This is a genomic window from Duganella violaceipulchra (assembly GCF_019166075.1).
GTDB lineage: Bacteria > Pseudomonadota > Gammaproteobacteria > Burkholderiales > Burkholderiaceae_D > Rugamonas > Rugamonas violaceipulchra.
The window spans coordinates 286649-304657 of the sequence record NZ_JAHTGR010000002.1 but is presented as its reverse complement, the minus strand read 5'-3'; the positions used below and the strand labels follow the sequence as shown (position 1 = coordinate 304657).

18 protein-coding genes are annotated in these 18009 nt (G+C 62.7%); 14 read left to right on the top strand and 4 right to left on the bottom strand.

From position 1 onward, the window contains the following. The first annotated feature begins 21 nt into the window (after window positions 1-21). The 5 genes from alaS (at window position 22) to KVP70_RS04255 (ending at window position 6823) form a co-directional block, all read left to right on the top strand. Window positions 22-2631 carry an alanine--tRNA ligase gene (gene alaS, locus KVP70_RS04275; protein WP_217940847.1) on the top strand — a complete coding sequence of 870 codons (2610 nt, stop codon included), beginning with the start codon at window positions 22-24 and terminating at the stop codon, window positions 2629-2631. Between the two features lie 201 nt (window positions 2632-2832). Then, complete coding sequence (locus KVP70_RS04270; protein ID WP_008445984.1) at window positions 2833-3090, top strand: sulfurtransferase TusA family protein; 258 nt, start codon at window positions 2833-2835, stop codon at window positions 3088-3090. A 174-nt stretch (window positions 3091-3264) separates the two neighbouring features. Continuing rightward, complete coding sequence (locus tag KVP70_RS04265) at window positions 3265-4014, top strand: electron transfer flavoprotein subunit beta/FixA family protein (RefSeq protein ID WP_020705405.1); 750 nt, start codon at window positions 3265-3267, stop codon at window positions 4012-4014. A gap of 10 nt (window positions 4015-4024) precedes the next feature. Continuing rightward, window positions 4025-4957, top strand: coding sequence for an electron transfer flavoprotein subunit alpha/FixB family protein (locus tag KVP70_RS04260; protein ID WP_217940846.1), 933 nt, complete (start codon window positions 4025-4027; stop codon window positions 4955-4957). A 75-nt stretch (window positions 4958-5032) separates the two neighbouring features. After that, complete coding sequence (locus tag KVP70_RS04255) at window positions 5033-6823, top strand: acyl-CoA dehydrogenase (protein WP_217940845.1); 1791 nt, start codon at window positions 5033-5035, stop codon at window positions 6821-6823. A gap of 187 nt (window positions 6824-7010) precedes the next feature. Here KVP70_RS04255 and KVP70_RS04250 read toward each other — a convergent pair whose 3' ends face one another. The 3 genes from KVP70_RS04250 to KVP70_RS04240 are packed head-to-tail and all read right to left on the bottom strand — an operon-like array spanning window position 7011 to window position 9078. Beyond that, window positions 7011-7988 (bottom strand): proline dehydrogenase family protein, encoded by a 978-nt coding sequence (locus KVP70_RS04250; protein ID WP_217940844.1) that lies wholly within the window; start codon window positions 7986-7988, stop codon window positions 7011-7013. 58 nt (window positions 7989-8046) lie between these two features. Then, on the bottom strand, window positions 8047-8634 hold the full coding sequence (locus KVP70_RS04245; protein WP_217940843.1) for an outer membrane lipoprotein: 588 nt from the start codon (window positions 8632-8634) through the stop codon (window positions 8047-8049). A gap of 15 nt (window positions 8635-8649) precedes the next feature. Then, the gene (locus KVP70_RS04240; protein ID WP_217940842.1) at window positions 8650-9078 is read right to left on the bottom strand and encodes a TM2 domain-containing protein; all 429 of its coding nucleotides are present in this window, start codon (window positions 9076-9078) and stop codon (window positions 8650-8652) included. Window positions 9079-9296: 218 nt separating this feature from the next. Here KVP70_RS04240 and rpsP point away from each other — a divergent pair, with 218 nt between their 5' ends. The 9 genes from rpsP to KVP70_RS04195 all read left to right on the top strand — a co-directional run bounded on the left by rpsP (window position 9297) and on the right by KVP70_RS04195 (window position 16996). Next, the gene (gene rpsP, locus KVP70_RS04235) at window positions 9297-9542 is read left to right on the top strand and encodes a 30S ribosomal protein S16 (protein ID WP_008446017.1); all 246 of its coding nucleotides are present in this window, start codon (window positions 9297-9299) and stop codon (window positions 9540-9542) included. A 14-nt stretch (window positions 9543-9556) separates the two neighbouring features. Further along, window positions 9557-10117: a ribosome maturation factor RimM gene (gene rimM, locus KVP70_RS04230; protein WP_229224588.1), complete on the top strand. Its 561-nt coding sequence runs from the start codon at window positions 9557-9559 to the stop codon at window positions 10115-10117. Window positions 10118-10138: 21 nt separating this feature from the next. Further along, window positions 10139-10885 carry a tRNA (guanosine(37)-N1)-methyltransferase TrmD gene (gene trmD / locus KVP70_RS04225; protein WP_217940841.1) on the top strand — a complete coding sequence of 249 codons (747 nt, stop codon included), beginning with the start codon at window positions 10139-10141 and terminating at the stop codon, window positions 10883-10885. A 118-nt stretch (window positions 10886-11003) separates the two neighbouring features. After that, entirely contained in the window at window positions 11004-11390 is a 387-nt protein-coding gene (gene rplS, locus KVP70_RS04220; RefSeq protein WP_008446022.1) for a 50S ribosomal protein L19, read from the top strand. Between the two features lie 68 nt (window positions 11391-11458). Next, window positions 11459-12127 carry a CoA pyrophosphatase gene (locus KVP70_RS04215; protein ID WP_217940840.1) on the top strand — a complete coding sequence of 223 codons (669 nt, stop codon included), beginning with the start codon at window positions 11459-11461 and terminating at the stop codon, window positions 12125-12127. Between the two features lie 44 nt (window positions 12128-12171). Then, window positions 12172-13140 (top strand): CobD/CbiB family protein, encoded by a 969-nt coding sequence (locus tag KVP70_RS04210; RefSeq protein ID WP_217940839.1) that lies wholly within the window; start codon window positions 12172-12174, stop codon window positions 13138-13140. Window positions 13141-13375: 235 nt separating this feature from the next. After that, the gene (locus KVP70_RS04205) at window positions 13376-13711 is read left to right on the top strand and encodes a DUF3579 domain-containing protein (protein ID WP_026335135.1); all 336 of its coding nucleotides are present in this window, start codon (window positions 13376-13378) and stop codon (window positions 13709-13711) included. A gap of 90 nt (window positions 13712-13801) precedes the next feature. Continuing rightward, window positions 13802-16552, top strand: coding sequence for a M16 family metallopeptidase (locus KVP70_RS04200; RefSeq protein WP_217940838.1), 2751 nt, complete (start codon window positions 13802-13804; stop codon window positions 16550-16552). Window positions 16553-16720: 168 nt separating this feature from the next. Continuing rightward, window positions 16721-16996 carry an acylphosphatase gene (locus tag KVP70_RS04195; RefSeq protein ID WP_217940837.1) on the top strand — a complete coding sequence of 92 codons (276 nt, stop codon included), beginning with the start codon at window positions 16721-16723 and terminating at the stop codon, window positions 16994-16996. 1 nt (window position 16997) lies between these two features. Here KVP70_RS04195 and KVP70_RS04190 read toward each other — a convergent pair whose 3' ends face one another. Then, on the bottom strand, window positions 16998-17972 hold the full coding sequence (locus KVP70_RS04190; protein WP_217940836.1) for a cupin-like domain-containing protein: 975 nt from the start codon (window positions 17970-17972) through the stop codon (window positions 16998-17000). Between the last annotated feature and the right edge of the window lie 37 nt (window positions 17973-18009).

The following is an 18009-nucleotide window of genomic DNA, read 5'->3' as shown; positions in this document are numbered from 1 at the left end:
CCAGCTACCACTGCTTACGACATGAAATCATCTGAAATCCGCGACAAATTCCTCAAGTTTTTTGAATCCAAGGGTCATTCGATTGTCCGTTCCAGCTCTCTGGTGCCTGGCAACGACCCGACCCTGCTGCTGACCAACAGCGGCATGGTGCAGTTCAAGGACGTGTTCACCGGTACCGACAGCCGTCCGTACACCCGCGCCACCTCGGTGCAGCGCTGCGTGCGCGCCGGCGGCAAGCACAACGATCTGGAAAACGTCGGCTACACCGCGCGTCACCACACCTTCTTTGAAATGCTGGGCAACTTCAGCTTCGGCGACTACTTCAAGCGCGACGCCATCAACTACGCGTGGGAACTGCTAACCAAGGTCTACGGCCTGCCGGTCGACAAGCTGACCGTCACCGTCTACATGGAAGACGACGAGGCCTACGACATCTGGGCCAACGAAGTGGGCGTGCCGCAAGAGCGCATCATCCGCATCGGCGACAACAAGGGCGCGCGCTACGCGTCGGACAACTTCTGGCAGATGGCCGACACCGGCCCATGCGGCCCGTGCACCGAGATCTTCTACGACCACGGCGCCGACATTCCAGGCGGCCCGCCAGGCTCGCCCGACGAAGACGGCGACCGCTTCATCGAAATCTGGAACCTGGTGTTCATGCAGTTCAACCGCGACGAAGCGGGCGTGATGCACAAGCTGCCGAAGCCGTGCGTCGACACCGGCATGGGCATGGAGCGCCTGGCCGCCGTGCTGCAGCATGTGCACTCGAACTACGAGATCGACCTGTTCCAGGCGCTGATCAAGGCCGCCGCGCGCGAAACCGGCGCCACCGACCTGGAAAGCAAGTCGCTGCGCGTGATCGCCGACCACATCCGCGCCGCCGCCTTCATGATCGTCGACGGCGTGATCCCTGGCAGCGAAGGCCGCGCCTACGTCCTGCGCCGCATCATCCGCCGCGCGCTGCGCCACGGCCACAAGCTGGGCCAGACCAAGCCGTTCTTCTTCAAGCTGGTGGCCGACCTGGCGATCGAGATGGGCGCCGCCTATCCCGAGCTGGAAGAAGCCAAGGACCGCGTGGCCCAGATGCTCAAGGCCGAGGAAGAGCGCTTCGGCGAGACCTTGGAAACCGGCATGAAAGTGCTGGAAGCCCAGCTGGCCAAGGACGGCAAGGGCATCGACGGCGCCACCGCCTTCACCTTGTACGAAACCTACGGCTTCCCGCCGGACCTGACCGCCGACATCTGCCGCGAACGCGATATCGAGTTCGACCAGGCCGGCTACGACGTCGCGCTGAAGGAAAGCCAGGAACTGTCGCGCAAAGGCGGCAAGACCACCAAGGACGCCAAGGTCGAGTACTCGGGCGAGAAGAATAAATTCGTCGGCTACGACAACCTGAGCCACAGCAGCAAGATTGTCGCGCTGTACGCGGCCGGCACGCCGGTGCAGGAACTGAAGGCTGGCCAGGCCGGCATCGTGGTGCTGGACACCACGCCGTTCTACGCCGAATCCGGCGGCCAGGTGGGCGACCAGGGCGTGATCGGCACCGGCGCGGCGCAGTTCAGTGTCAGCGACACGCTGAAGATCCAGGCCGACGTGTTCGGCCACCATGGCGTGCTCGATACCGGTTCGCTGAAAGTGGGCGACGCGGTCAGCGCCAACGTGGACGAAGCCAAGCGCGCGCGCACCATCCGCAACCACTCGGCCACCCACCTGATGCACAAAGCCCTGCGCGAAGTGCTGGGCGCGCACGTGGCGCAGAAGGGCTCGCTGGTCGATCCCGACAAGACCCGTTTCGACTTCAGCCACAACGCACCACTGACGGCCGAGCAGATCGCCGAAGTGGAAGCCAAGGTCAACAAAGAGATCCTGGAAAACCACGCGACCAAGGCGCAGAACATGTCCTTCGACGACGCGGTCAAGCATGGCGCGATGGCGTTGTTCGGCGAGAAGTACGGCGACGAAGTGCGCGTGCTCGACATCGGCTCCTCGAAAGAGCTGTGCGGCGGTGTGCACGTGCATCGCACCGGCGACATCGGGCTGTTCAAGATCATCGGTGAAGGCGGCGTTGCAGCGGGTATCCGCCGCGTTGAAGCCGTGACCGGCGAGGGCGCCCTGGCGCTGGTGCAGGCTATGAACCGCCGTCTGCTGGAAGCGTCGGCCGCGCTGAAGTCGACGCCGGAAGAGCTGACCGCGCGCATCGGCCAGGTGCAGGACCACGTCAAGGCGCTGGAGAAGGAACTGGCCGCGCTGAAATCGAAACTGGCTTCGGGCCAGGGCGATGAGCTGGTCACGCAGGCGGTCGACGTCAACGGCATCAAGGTGCTGGCCGCGGTGCTGGAAGGCGCCGACGTGGCCCGCCTGCGCGAAACCATGGACAAGCTGAAGGACAAGCTGAAGACCGCCGCCATCGTGCTGGCCAGCGTGGCCGATGGCAAAGTGAGCCTGATCGCGGGCGTGACGGCGGACGCCACGTCCAAGGTCAAGGCCGGCGAGCTGGTGAACTTCGTTGCACAACAAGTGGGCGGAAAAGGCGGCGGACGCCCTGATATGGCGCAGGCCGGCGGTACCGATCCTAGCGGTCTGGCTGCTGCTTTGTTGGCGGTTCCGGGCTGGGTGGGCGAGCGCGCTTAAGTTGCCTAAAAGCCTAGGAAGGCAGTAACTATGCGGCCTGCGTATCTTGCGCAGGCCGTTGTTGTCTGGAGCGAGCTGTTGTATACTTGCCAGTTCCCGTTGCAAACTTGCAACGCACAATGAACTATTTTGGTGCAGCGCGTCATTCGATCTGTTTTGGAGTAGTATGACGTCAGTCCTAACAAAACATGCGGGTTCTTGATGAGCGACACGATACTTGAAAACGAAATCATGGAATTCCACAAAGAACTCGACGCACGCGGCCTGAACTGCCCGTTGCCGATTCTCAAGGCCAAGAAAGCCTTGTCCGAGTTGCAAAGTGGCGAAGTCCTGCGCATCATGGCGACGGACCCAGGTTCGGTGCGCGATTTCCAGGCATTCGCCAAGCAGACCGGCAACGCCCTGTTGTCCCATGTCCAGACCGGCCGTGAATTTGTCTTTTTGATGCAGCGCAAATAAGCCTGCTGCGTCTTTTTCCTAGAAACATCGTCTGAGAGATTTATTTTTTAGACGATTTCTACTAGCAAAAAAACGCACGATCGTGCTTTATTTTCTTGTGCAGGCTGAATTTCTCATATAATCTAGCCCACATAATTTAGTCCCGAATTCTTTAATTTTTCCAAAGGCACAGCTATGAAAGTCTTGGTACCCGTCAAACGCGTGGTCGACTACAACGTCAAAGTGCGCGTCAAGTCCGACGGCACTGGCGTCGATATCGCCAACGTCAAAATGTCGATGAACCCATTCGATGAGATCGCGCTGGAGGAAGCGATGCGCCTCAAAGAAGCCGGCAAAGTCACCGAAGTGGTCGCCGTATCGTGCGGCGTGACCCAGTGCCAGGAAACCCTGCGCACCGGCATGGCGATCGGCGCCGACCGCGGCATCCTGGTGGAGACCGCCGTCGAGCTGGAGCCGCTGGCGGTGGCCAAGCTGCTCAAGGCGCTGGCTGACAAAGAGCAGCCGCAGCTGATCATCCTGGGCAAGCAGGCGATCGACGATGACTCGAACCAGACCGGCCAGATGCTGGCAGCCCTGCTGGGTTGGCCGCAAGCGACGTTCGCGTCGAAAGTGGTGCTGGAAGACGGCAAAGTCACCGTGACGCGCGAAGTGGACGGCGGCCTGGAAACCCTGGCGCTGACCTTGCCAGCGATCATCACCACCGACCTGCGTTTGAACGAGCCACGTTATGTGACGCTGCCGAACATCATGAAGGCCAAGAAAAAACCGCTGGATGTGACCAAGCCAGAAGACCTGGGCGTCGACGTGACCCCGCGTCTGAAAACCCTGAAAGTCGTTGAGCCTGCGAAGCGCTCGGCCGGCATCAAGGTTCCGGACGTCGCCACCCTGGTCGCAAAACTGCGCACCGAAGCTAAAGTCATCTAAAGGATAAATCATGGTCGCATTGGTTATTGCAGAACACGACAACGCTAGCCTGAAAGGCAGCACCCTCCACACCGTTACCGCCGCAGCCCAATGCGGTGGCGACGTGCACGTCCTGGTCGCTGGCTCGAACGCCGGCGCCGCCGCTGCCGCCGCCGCGCAAATCGCCGGCGTGTCGAAAGTCATCGTGGCCGACGCCGCTTACTTCGCCGACGGCCTGGCCGAGAACATCGCCGAGCAGGTGCTGGCGCTGGCTGGTTCGTACAGCCACATCCTGGCTCCGGCCACCGCCTACGGCAAGAACATCCTGCCGCGCGTTGCCGCCAAGCTGGACGTTGCACAGATTTCGGAAATCACCAAGGTCGACTCGCCGGACACCTTCGAGCGTCCTATCTACGCCGGTAACGCGATCGCCTACGTGCAATCGTCGGACAAGATCAAGGTCATCACCGTGCGTTCGACCGGCTTCGACGCCGCCGCCGCCACCGGCGGTTCGGCTGCGACCGAGAACGTCGCCGCAGTTGCCGACCACGGCAAATCGGCCTTCGTCGGCCGCGAGCTGGCCAAGTCTGACCGTCCGGAACTGACCGCCGCCAAGATCATCGTTTCCGGTGGCCGCGGCATGGGCTCGGGCGAAGCGTTCAAGATCCTGGAACCGCTGGCTGACAAGCTGAACGCCGCCATGGGCGCATCGCGCGCCGCAGTCGACGCCGGCTACGTGCCGAACGACTGGCAAGTCGGCCAGACCGGCAAGATCGTCGCGCCGACGCTGTACATCGCCGTCGGCATCTCCGGCGCGATCCAGCACTTGGCCGGTATGAAGGATTCCAAAGTGATCGTCGCGATCAACAAAGATCCTGAAGCGCCGATCTTCTCCGTTGCCGACTACGGCATTGTGGGCGATCTGTTCGACATCGTGCCGCAACTGGTTGCAGAACTGGGCTAATCAAGCCGTGATGAATACAGGGCCACGCTGATCCGGATGACCGGATTGCCGTGGCCTTTTTCTTGGAGACATAAGATGCCATATCAAGCCCCCCTGAAAGACATGCTGTTCGTGATGAACGAACTGGCCGACCTGGCCGGCGTCAACGCGCTGCCGGGCAATGAAGACGCGACCCCGGACACGGCCGAAGCCGTGCTGGAAGAGAACGCGAAATTTGTCGCCAACGTGGTGGCGCCGCTGAACAATCCTAGCGATAAAGAGCCGAGCTTCTGGCACGATGGCCAGGTCACGACCTCCAAGGGCTTCAAGGACGCCTTCAAGGCGTTTGCAGAGGCTGGCTGGCAGGGTGTGCAGCATCCGGTGGAGTTCGGTGGCCAGGGCTTGCCCAAGCTGCTGGCGACGCCGTGCATTGAAATGCTCAACGCCGGCAGCATCTCGTTCGCGCTGTGCGCGCTGTTGTCGGACGGCGCGATCGAAGCGCTGCTGACGGCGGGCAGCGATGCGCAAAAAGCCATCTACCTGGAAAACCTGGTGTCGGGCAAATGGACCGGCACCATGAACCTGACCGAGCCACAAGCCGGCTCCGACCTGGCCGCCGTGCGCACCCGCGCCGTGCCGCAGGACGACGGCACCTACAAGGTGTTCGGCACCAAGATCTTCATCACCTACGGCGAGCACGACTTCACCGAGAACATCGTGCACCTGGTGCTGGCGCGCACGCCGGACGCGCCTCCTGGCGTGAAGGGTATTTCGCTGTTCATCGTGCCGAAGTTCCTGGTCAACGCCGACGGCACGCTGGGCGCGCGCAACGATGCGCATTGCGTGTCGATCGAACACAAGCTGGGCATCAAGGCCAGCCCGACCGCCGTACTGCAATTCGGCGACCACGGCGGCGCCATCGGCACGCTGGTGGGCGAAGAGAACCGCGGCCTGGAATACATGTTCATCATGATGAACGCGGCCCGCTTCGGCGTCGGCCTGCAGGGCATCGGCCTGGCCGAGCGCGCTTACCAGAAGGCGGTGGCCTTCGCCAAAGACCGCGTGCAGTCGCGCGACCTGGCCGGTTCGGCCGGTCCGGTGGCTATCATTCATCATCCGGACGTACGCCGCATGCTGATGTCCATGCGTTCGCAGACGGAGGCGGCGCGTGCGCTGGCCTACGTCGGCGCCGGCATCAGCGACGTGGCGCACAGCCACGCCGATGCCGAGGTGCGCAAGGCCAACCTGGCGGTGTACGAGTATCTGGTGCCGGTGATCAAGGGCTGGTCGACCGAGATGTCGCAGGACGTGACCCGCGACGGCGTGCAGGTGCACGGCGGCATGGGTTTCATCGAAGAGACCGGCGCGGCGCAGCACTACCGCGATTCGAAGATCCTGACGATCTACGAAGGCACGACCGCGATCCAGGCCAACGACCTGGTCGGCCGCAAGACCGTGCGTGACGGCGGCGCCGTGGCCAAGGGCATCATCGCCCAGGTGCGCGCGACCGAGGCGCAGCTGGCTGCGGTAGATAGTGCCGACTTCAAGGCGATCCTGGCGCAGCTGTCGTCCGGCAGCAAGGATCTGGAAGCGGTGGTGGACTACGTGGTCGCCAACATGAAGAGCGACATCAAGGGCGTGTTCTCCGGCAGCGTGCTGTACCTGAAGCTGGCCGGCCTGGTGCTGGGTGGCTGGCAGATGGCGCGCGCGGCCTTGGTGGCGCAGCAGAAGCTGGACGCCAACGAAGGCGACGCCAGCTTCTACAAGGCCAAGATCGCCACCGCGCGCTTCTTCGCCGACCACATCCTGTCGCAAGCGTCGGGCCTGCGCAGCGCCATCATCGACGGCAGCGCAGGTGTGCTGGCCTTGAGCGAAGACCAGTTCTAAACGTGTCTTAAAACCGGGGGGCAAGTCTGACATTCGGACACGAGCCCTACCGTAAGCGGCCGCTTACGGTAGGGCTCGTGTCCGAATGTCAGACTTGACCCCGTTTTTTATGCAGTAGCAGGTCGCGCCGCGAGGCGGAGTCCAGCATGACCTCGCTGGTGGCGTTGCGCTTGCATTGAATGGCTGGCTAGGGCGTCATCATATCGATGATGGCCTGGTACACGCGCACCGGCTCTTCGGCGATGCGGTTGAGCACGTAGAGGAAGTGCTCGTCGCCGAACACGGCGTATTCGCGGGTGGGGAAGCCGCGCGCGTGCAGTTCGGCGATCTGCTCGGTGCCCAGGCCGATCAGCGATTCGAATTCAAACCAGCGCGGGTCGATGCGCTCCTTCAGGATCAGTGCGCTGACGTCTTGCTGGATGCTGCGGTCGTGGGTGGCGATCGAACACTTGTGGCCGCTCAGCAGCAGTTCTTGCGCATAGCGGCGGTAGGCTGCGGCCAGCTCCGGGCTGTTGCGGTGGTGCGAGATTTCTTCCGACTCGAGGAAGGCGCCCTTCACCAGGCGGATGCGGCCGGGCATCTTCATCAGCGACGGCAGGTCCTGCGCGCTGCGGTGGCGCTTGGCCGGCACCGTGATGCCGACGTTGTGCAAGCCTTCCTCGTTGTGCAGGCGCGCGTAGATGGCGTAGATGTCGTCGGCGCGGTCGGCCGCTTCCATCGAGATCATCACTTCGCGGTTGATTTCGGCGGCCGCCAGCGCGATGCGGCGGACGTTGCGAAAGCCCAGCTCCGTATCCACCGTCATGCCCACGTGCGACAGGTCGAGCGAGACCGAGCAGTTCAGGTTGCGCTGGCCGATGGCGCGGGTCAGCTCCATGAATACTTCGGTCTCGGCCATCGCGAAGCTTTCGTCGCGCACGCTCTCGCCCATGTACTCGGCCGAGGCCGCATGGCCCTGGGCGATGATGTGTTCGACCCGCTGCAGCGCCTCGGTCACGGTGCGGCCGGCCACGTAGCGCTGCGACACCTTGTGCATGTAGGGGCGCAGCAGCGGATCGTTGCAGAATTTTTCCTTGGCGCTCTCGTCGAGCGCCAGCGCGCGCAGGGTGGTGGCGGCCTGGTCGACGAGCGGCTGCCATGGGGCGGGGAAGGCGGGATGGTGCACGAAGACTCCAGAAATGGTTGAATGAAAAAAAACAGCCCGGAGGCTGTTTTGATTTGACCTAGTTGCGGACCAGGTTGCCGTTGTCGTTGCGGACCCGGTCGCCGCTCAGCATGCGCGGGTCGTGGTCGAAGTTGAAGCTGACCTGCTTGCCGTCGTCGTACTGCACGTGCACGGTCCACTGCTTGGTGGACTTGGCGTTCTCTTCGATCTTCTTGCCGGCGTAGGCGCCGCCGGCCGCACCGGCGACGGTGGCCAGCTGGCGGCCATGGCCGCTGCCGACCTGGTTGCCCAGCAGGGCGCCTGCCACGCCGCCGGCGATCACGCCCAGCGCGCTGCCTTCGCCGGCCTTCTCGCTGACCACCACCGAGGTGACCTTGCCGCATTCCATGCAGCTGGCCTGCTTGGCCGGGCTGGCTTTGAGCTGGGCCTTGGCCAGCGCCAGCGATTTGTCGTATTCGGATTTGGCGTCGCGCGTGCATTGCATGCGGGCGGCCGAGTTGCTTTCTTCCGAGCACAGCTTCTTGTCGTCCGCGTAGCGGGTGGCGAGGCGCTTGGATTCCGCGTTGAATTGCTCTTTGGGTGTTTGCGCCTGGGCGGACGAGGCCAGAGTGGCCAGCACCAGTGCTGCCAGAATAGAACGGTTCATGCTTTTTTCTCCTTATTAACCGTAGGAACCGCCAGTGTACAACAAGTCAAATAGGCGGGAAATGGTGGCGATCAGGCTGCCTGCGCCCAGCATCATGCTCGCCACCAGCACCACGGCCAGCGGCCAGTGGGTGTCCGACTGCATGCCGGAGCCGGGGTTGAAGCGGGCGTCCCATTTTTCGTCGGACATCAGGCCCAGCACCAGCGCCTCGAGGAAGCCGACCAGGCCGGAGACCATGATGGGCAGCAGCTTGTAGAAGCCGTCGGCGTCCGGCCAGGCGGCGGCGATGGCGGCGGCGGCCGGCAAGGCGGCCAGGTGGGCCCACAGCCAGGGGTCGCGCGGGCCGCGCAGGTACAGCCGTTGCAGGCCGAGGCCGCCCACCAGGAAGGCCAGCAGGGTGGCGAAGGTCTTGTTTTTGTGCGATGTGTGGTGCGAAACAGTCATGTTTGTTCGGCAGTAGACGGAAAACATGCAGTATCGGTCATAATACGGCCCCCGGCGGACCTTTTTTATGGACAAGGCTATTGCCCCGCACGCCGGTTCGGGGGATAATCTTCGATTACCCCAATCTGCCCGATTATTTCATTAACGCTTGCTGCTTCGCGGCAAAGCGCGCTATAATTTGCGGCTTTTTCCGTCCTAGCACACTTTTTGGAAATATTATGGTCGTTATTCGTTTAGCTCGTGGAGGCGCCAAGAAGCGTCCGTTCTTCAACATCGTTGCAACCGACTCGCGCAATCGTCGCGATGGCCGTTTCATCGAGCGCATCGGTTTCTACAACCCGATGGCATCCGGTGGCGAAGTGCCACTGCGCATCACCGCTGACCGTCTGGCTCACTGGCAATCGGTTGGCGCACAATTGTCGCCTACCGTGGCTCGCCTGGTAGCTTCGAACAAAGCTGCTTAAGTCTGGTTGCTGGTTTGACCGATAAGAATGCATCCGGGGTGCAAGTCCCCGACGATCTGGCACAGGTAGGCTTTGTCTTTGGTGCCTACGGCGTCGCTGGCTGGGTAAGGGTGCGCCCTTTCTCGGAAGATGCGGATGCACTCCTGTCGGTAAAAACCTGGTGGATCGACAAGCCTGGCTTGCGCGATGTCGAAGTCAAGCAGTGCAAACTGCATGGCGGCGACGTGGTCGCACAGCTGGCGGGAGTGACCGATCGGGACATGGCAGAAGCGCTCAAGGGCGCAGCTGTTTCGGTTCCGCGCAGTCGTTTCCCGGCCTTGTCCGACGATGAGTTTTACTGGACCGAGTTGATTGGTCTGGATGTAGAGAATTTGCAAGGTGAGCACCTCGGTACGGTGACTGACATGATGAGCAATGGTCCGCAGTCGATCTTGCGCATACAGCCAGCCGCGACGCCGGACGCTGAACCAGAAGTCGTGGCGCAAGAGCGCCTGATCCCATTTGTGGACGCGTTTGTCATCAAGGTAGACAAGGCCGCAAACAAGATCACCGTCGACTGGGGACTTGATTATTAAAGAACATAAGGGCGGCCCGCCATGCAATTCGATGTCGTGACCCTGTTCCCTGAAATGTTCGCCGCACTGACGCAGTCGGGTGTGACCCGGCGCGCGTTTGAACAGAATAGATGTGGCTTGTCGTTGTGGAATCCGCGTGATTTCACGACCGACAATCACCGCACCGTGGATGACCGCCCCTATGGTGGCGGCCCCGGCATGGTGATGCTGGCCAAACCCCTGGAAGCGACGCTCAACGCGGCGAAGCAGCGCCAGACCGATGCCGGTCTGCCCGCGCCCCGCGTGGTGTTCATGTCGCCCCAGGGCAAGCAGTTGACGCACGAGCGCGTGATGCAGCTGAAGCAGGAGCCCGGTCTGGTGATCCTGTGCGGCCGCTACGAAGCCGTGGACCAGCGTTTGCTGGACCGTTGCATCGATGAGGAAATCAGCCTTGGCGATTTCGTGCTGTCCGGCGGCGAGCTGCCGGCGATGGCCTTGATGGATGCCGTGATCCGCCAGATTCCCGGCGTGCTGAACACGGATGCGTCGGCGATCGAGGACAGCTTCGTCAACGGCCTGCTCGATTCGCCGCACTACACGCGGCCGGAAACGTATGAGGGTGTGGGCGTGCCGCCGGTACTGATGGGCGGCAACCACGCCGAGATCGAGAAATGGCGCCGCCAGCGCATGCTGGAGGCGACCGCGCGCAAGCGCCCGGATTTGCTGGTCAAGGCGCGTGAGGCAGGGCAGCTCAGCAAGCTTGATGAAAAGTTTTTGGCAGGTTTGTAAACCTGTTGTCGTAGAAGCCGGCGGACATGTCGTCCGCATGGTTGTTTAACCCCATCCTCTACTGGGCATCGAGTTTCGACTCATAGCGCGCCAGCACGATGGTTTATGGAGTCATTAAATGAATCTGATTCAACAACTCGAGCAAGAAGAAATCGCTCGCCTGGGCAAAAGCATCCCTGACTTTGCACCTGGCGATACCGTGATCGTCAACGTTAACGTAGTCGAAGGCACCCGCAAGCGCGCCCAGGCATACGAAGGCGTGGTCATCTCCCGTCGCAACCGTGGCCTGAACTCGAACTTCATCGTTCGTAAGATCTCGTCCGGCGAAGGCGTCGAGCGTACCTTCCAGCTGTACTCCCCGCTGATCGCTTCGATCGAAGTGAAACGCCGCGGTGACGTACGTCGCGCTAAACTGTACTACCTGCGTGATCGTTCCGGTAAATCGGCACGTATCAAGGAAAAACTGCCAAACCGTCGCCCAGTGGCGAAAGCAACCGCCGCTTAATAGCTGCGTTTGTGTTTGGATAGAAGGGGCGCCATCGGTGCCCCTTTTTACATTCGTGGAGGTAGTGTTTGGCCCAGCCCCTGTTCGACCCTCAGCAATTACCCATAGATGCCATCGCCGGCGAACCCGCGCTCGCGCCGGAGCGCCTGACGCCCGCGTGGCTGCGCGGGCGCTTCATCGAGCAGCCAGCCTGGACGCCCGAGGGCGCCGAGGAATCGCTGGGCAGCCTGTCCAAGCGTCCCACGCCGACGCCGGCCTCGGTGCTGATCCCGCTGGTGCTGCGCGAGGACGGCCTGACCATCCTGCTGACCCAGCGCACCGCGCACCTGACCGATCATGGCGGCCAGATCAGCTTTCCCGGCGGCCGCGCCGAGGACTACGACAGCGATGCGGTCGACACCGCGCTGCGCGAGTCGGAGGAGGAGATCGGCCTGGCGCGCCGCCATGTGGACGTGCTGGGCACCTTGCCCAAGTATCTGACCGGCACCGGTTATTGCGTCACGCCCGTGGTGGGCCTGATCGCGCCGCCGTTCGAGCTGACCGCCGATCCGTCCGAAGTGGCGGAAATCTTCGAGGTGCCGCTGGCCTTCCTGATGGATGGCCTGAACCACCAGCGGCTGTCGGTACAGTTGCCGGGTGGGCGGCGCAGCTTCTACGCGATGCCGTATGGTGACTACTACATCTGGGGCGCGACGGCCGGCATGCTGCGCAATCTGTTCCATTTCTTGCGTGCTTAACTGCACTAGGCTATCGTAGCGACTGCCGACTCAAAGGATCACTAATGACTTTTCTTTCCATTCTATGCGCGCTGTTGATCGAGCAAATGAAGCCGCTGCGCGCGGACAATCCGATCTACGCTGAAATCAAGCGCCTGGCGTTGCGGATGGAGATCTGGTTTAACGCCGGCGACTCGACCCACGGCCGCATGGGCTGGTTCCTGATGATGGCCATCCTGATGGTGCCGACGGCGCTGATCTACTGGGTGCTGAAGCACTACAACTGGTTCTTGGCGGCCTTCGCATGGAACGTGCTGATCGTCTACCTGACCCTGGGCTTCCGCCACTACAGCCATTATTTCACCTCGATCCAGCTGGCGCTCAACGCTGGCGACGACGCCGCCGCGCGCGCGCTGCTGGCCGAGTGGACCCGCCAGGACACGGTGGGCATGGAAGCGGCCGAGATCGCCCGCCTGGCCGTCGAGAAATCGCTGATCACCACGCACCGCAATGTGTTCGGCGTGTTCTTCTGGTTCCTGATGCCGCTGGGCCCCGCCTGCGCCGTCATGTACCGCGTGTCCGAGCACCTGGCGCGCGCCTGGAACGAACCCGAGCACATGCGCAACGAGGCCTTCGGCCAGTTCGCCGCGCGCGCCTTCTACTGGATCGACTGGATACCGGTGCGCCTGACGGCCGTGGCCTTCGCCGTGGTCGGCAACTTCGAGGACGCGATCTACGCCTGGCGCAACTTCGCCCACCGCTGGGCGGACGAGGCGATCGGCATCATCCTGTCGGCCGGCGGCGGCGCCATGGGCGTGCGCCTGGGCTCGCCGGTGGAGAACGCCGCCAAGGTGTTGCCGGCCGATGCCGCCACCGTCGACAGCGGCGACGACGAGCCGGACATGTTGCCGGGCGAGGAGCCCAGCGTGCGCGCGCTGCAAAGCACGGTGGGCCTGGTGTGGCGCGCCTTGCTGCTGTGGATGATGTTGTTATTGCTGTTGTCGGGCGCGGTCTGGCTCGGAGCGACTCCGTAACCGGGCACGAACACGGGTACAATAGCGGCATTGCTGTGGTGCGGAATGATGATTATTCTGCACCAAAGTGGTTAATCGCGTAGGAATCCGGATTGAAATCAATGACTTACGTATTTAGGTCTTCTATAAGATATAATACGTAAGAATCTTACAGAATGATATCCGCCCGAGCCACCCGTCGGGATCTTCCACGCATTCTTGTTACCAACAAGTATCTACTCATAAGCAGCCGCCTATGGCAGAGTCAGCTCAAAAACCGTCAGAACAGCAGGATTCGTTCTTCATCCTCGGCCAGACCAGCAATGGCAGGCAGTTCCGTCCCAGCGACTGGGCCGAGCGCCTGTGCGGCGTGATGTCCTGCTTCAAGCCGGAAGGCTATGGCGGCGGTCGCGATTCCCATTTGCAGTTCTCGCCGTATGTCACGCCGACCGTCCTCAATGGCGTCAAGTCGGTGGTGGTCAACGGCAAGCTGCGCCAGCTCGAACCGCTGGCCTATCACTTCGTCATCTCCTTCGCCAAGGACAACGACCTGCAAATGGTCGACGCCTGCATCCTGCCTGAAAAGGCCTGATCCCGTCTTTTAAAATTTGCTTAAGCGTCTACCCAGGAGGGCGGGGGAGGGCGTATGCTGCCTGTTCTTCAGTTTTTTTCGCGAGAGCTCATGAACAACAGCCGTTTGAAACACGCCGCCGCCGCCAGCCTGATGCTGTGCGGCCTGTCCTTTGTCGCCACCGGCAGCGCGTGGGCGCAGGCCTTGCCGGCCGGCGTGGTCAAGGGGCCCTCGGTCGAGGGCATCAGCGAATACCGCTTGCCGAACGGCTTGAAGGTGCTGCTGTTTCCCGACGCTTCCAAGCCGACGGTAACGGTCAACGTCACCTACCTGGTCGGCTCGCGGCACGAGAACTACGGCGAGACCGGCATGGCCCACCTGCTCGAGCACATGATGTTCAAGGGCGCACCGAAGAACCGCAGCATCCCGCAGGAATTCGCCAACCGCGGCATGGAATTCAACGGCACCACTTCCTACGACCGCACCAATTACTACGAGGTGTTCCAGGCCAGCCAGGACAACCTGAAGTGGGCGCTGGACATGGAGGCCGACCGCATGGTGCACTCCTTCATCGCGCGCAAGGATCTCGATTCCGAGATGACGGTGGTGCGCAACGAGTACGAGAGCGGCGAGAACGATCCGTTCTCGGTGCTGCTCAAGCGCATGCAGAGCGTGGCGTATGACTGGCATTCGTATGGCCGTTCTACCATTGGCAACCGCAGCGACATCGAGAACGTGCGCATCGAGAACCTGCAGGCCTTCTATCGCACCTACTACCAGCCGGACAACGCGGTGCTGCTGGTGGCCGGGAAATTCGAACCGGCGCAGACGCTGGCCTGGATCAGCAAATCGTTCGGCGTGATCCCGAAGCCCAAACGCAGCCTGCCGCCGTTCTGGACGGTCGAGCCGACGCAGGACGGCGAGCGCAGCTTCGTGGTACGCCGCAAGGGCGATATGCAGGTGATCGCGCTGGGCTACAAGATTCCGTCGGCCTTGCAGCAGGATAGCGATGCGCTGAGTTTCATGTCCGAGATCCTGGGCGATACCCCGACCGGCCGCCTGCACAAGGCGCTGGTGGAGAGCGGCAAGGCGGCGCAGGTGTTCAGCTTTGGCCAGACCGGCTATGCGCCGGGCTTGCAGATCATCGGCGCGGTGGTCAAGGCGGGCGAGCCGCTGGAGCCGGTGCGCGATGCGCTGATCGCGACGGTGGAGGGCTTTGCGGCGACGCCGCCGACGGCCGAAGAGATGGAGCGCGCGCGGCGCAACTTCGCCAACGGTATCGAGAAGTCGCTCAATGATCCGCAGCGGGTGGGCGTGAGCTTGTCCGAGGAGATCGCGCTGGGCGATTGGCGCTTGCTGTTCGAGGGCCGCGACAAGCTGCCGGGCATCACGCCGGAGCAAGTGGCGGCGGCGGCGGGGCGCTATCTGAAGCGCGACAACCGCGTGGTCGGCAGCTTCGTGCCGGAGGATGCACCGCTGCGCGCCGAGATCCCGGCCGCGCCTTCGGTGGCGGAGGTGATGAAGGACTTCAAGGGCAAGGACAGCGTGCTGACATCGGAGGTGTTCGATCCGAGCCAGGCGAATATCAATGCGCGCACCGAGATCAAGACCATCGGCGGCTTGAAGGTCGCGCTGCTGACCAAGAAGAATCGCGGCGAGTCGGTCTCGGTGGACATGCAGCTGCATTGGGGCGAGGAGAAAAACCTGTTCAACACCGCCATCGTTTCGAACGCGGCCAATGAGATGCTGATGCGCGGCACCGGCAAATACAGCCGCGAGCAGCTGGCCGACGCCTTTGCGAAGCTGAAGATCTCCGGCAGCCTGTATCGCTTCGATACCACGGGGCCGAACCTGGACGCGGCGCTGCGGGTGGTCGCGCATGTGCTGAAGGAGGCCAGCTTCCCGGCGGCGGAGTTCGAGCAGCTGCGTCAGCAATGGCTGGTGGGGATCGAGGCCTCGCGCAACGAGCCGCAAGCGCTGGCGCGGACGGAGGTGGACCTGTATTTCAACCACTATCCGAAGGGCGACGTGCGCGCGCCGATGACGGTCGATGAGCAGCTGGCGGCGGTGAAGGCGCTGAAACTGGAAGACGTGATCGCCTTCCATCGTGACTACTATGGCGCCAATCACGGCGAGCTGGCGATCGTCGGCGATTTTGACAAGGCCGCGACCAGCAAGACCATCGCCGACAGCTTCGGCGGCTGGGACAGCAAGGTGGCCTATGCGCCGATCACTTCCTCCAACGAGGACAAGGCGCCGCTGCACAAGACCATCAATGCGTCGGACAAGGAGAACGGCTTCTACACCGCGCGCATGAATCTCGATTTAAACGTCAACGATCCCGATTATCCGCTGCTGGACCTGGCCAACTACATCTTTGGCGAAGGCGGTTTGAAATCGCGCCTGATGGACCGCATCCGCCAGAAGGATGGCTTGTCCTACGGCGGCGGTTCGGGCCTGCAGCCGGGCGAGATCGACCGCGCCGGCAGCTTCGGCATCGACGCCATCGCGGCGCCGCAGAACCTGAAGAAGCTGGAGGCGGCGATCCGGCAGGAACTGGAACGGGCGGTGAAGGACGGCTTCACGGCGGCCGAACTGGCGGGCGCCAAATCGGGCCTGCTGCAGCAGCGGGTGCAGAACCGTTCCAAAGACAGCGTGCTGGCCGCCGGCTGGACGCGCAACCTGTACATGAGCCGCACCTACAGCTGGAGCAAGGAATACGAGGACAAGCTCAAGGCGGCCACGCTGGCGCAGGTCAACGCCGCCTTCCGCAAGGCCATCGATCCGGCCAGGCTGACGGTGGTGACGGCGGGCGACGAGGCCAAGGCGAAAGGTGCAGCATCTGCCGCAAATGCAAAATAATTTGTTGCCCTATCGACGGGGTCAAGTCTGACATTCGGACACGAGGTCATCCGTTAGATCGACGGGGTCAAGTCTGACATTCGGACACGAGGTCATCCGTTAGGGAGTTTACGGTTGAGCTTGTGTCCGAATGTCAGACTTGACCCCATTGCTTATTTGGGAGGTATCGTGATTCGACTGACGATAGTGGGACGGGTGCAGGGCGTCGGCTACCGTACTTCGTTTGCGGAGCAGGCCAGGGCGCTGGGCTTGTCCGGCTGGGTGCGCAATCGGCGCGATGGTTCGGTGGAGGCCGGGGTGGAGGGCGAGGCGCAAGCCATGGAGACCATCGTGGCCTGGGCCAGGCATGGGCCGCCCGCCTCCAGGGTGACAAATGTCAGCGTCGAAGACGTGGTCGCGCAGGCGGCCCCGGTCGGCGACTTTAAAATCCTGCCGACACTGTAGTTCAGGATTCCAGTGGGCGCGGACGAGCGTTGTTCAGCACGCCTTGCTTGTGCTCCGGTATATGCGCGGACGGGTCTTGCGCCGGATCGAACACGTAGTGCTGGAAGATTGCCCCCCATGCCGCGCGCAGTTCCGGCGGCTGGTGCTTCATGCTTTGCAGCGTGGCCACCAGCGCTTCGAAGGTGGTGCCGGCGTCCGGCGCCGGCTGCTCGTTCTTCCACCAATAGTTGACCATCATGTTCAGGATGCCGTTCGATTGCACGTGGTGCCACCACAGCGGCGGGATGAACAGCGCGTCGCCCGGCAGCAGGTCGGCCACCAGCGCCGCGTCCAACGCCTGCCGGAAGCGCGGGTGCCGCGCGTAATCCGGATCGCGGAAATTGACCATGCTGATCGGCGTCGGCGTCGGCGCGAAATCCAGCGGGCCGATATACAAGTTGCCGACCTGCCCGGGCGGGAATAGCGTGAAGCGCCGCTCGCCGCTGACCACGCAGGCCAGGTTGTACGATTCGTCGAAGTGCGCTGGCGTGGTGATGGTGTTGCCCAGCCAGATGCGTGGCCGCACCGACGGCGGCAGCGCCGGCGCCACGTTGTGCTGCGCGAATTGCGGCAGGCAGTCGTCGATCAGCGCGCTCTGGATCGCCACCGACGGCGGCGCCTCGAACTGCGAGTAGCGCGCCAGCTGCTCGATCACTTTCGACACCGGCACCTTGTTGCGGACGAAGTTGAAGCCCTCCATGTCCGGCTGGTAGAACAGGCGCCCGCGCTGGTCCGGCGGCGTCATGACGGCGTCGACCTCGTGGCCGCTGTCGAACCTCATCAGGTACTGGCACAGCGCTTCCGGCGCTTGCCGCGCCTGCTGCACGGCCGGCCAGTGGCGCACGAAGCCGCGCAGCACGGCGGGCCGGTAGCCGCCAACGATCTCGCCATAAAAGCGCGCCGGGTCGAGGTCCTGGTATTCGATGATCTGGTTCATGAATCGTATGATGGCATAAAAAAACCCGCCAGGGCCG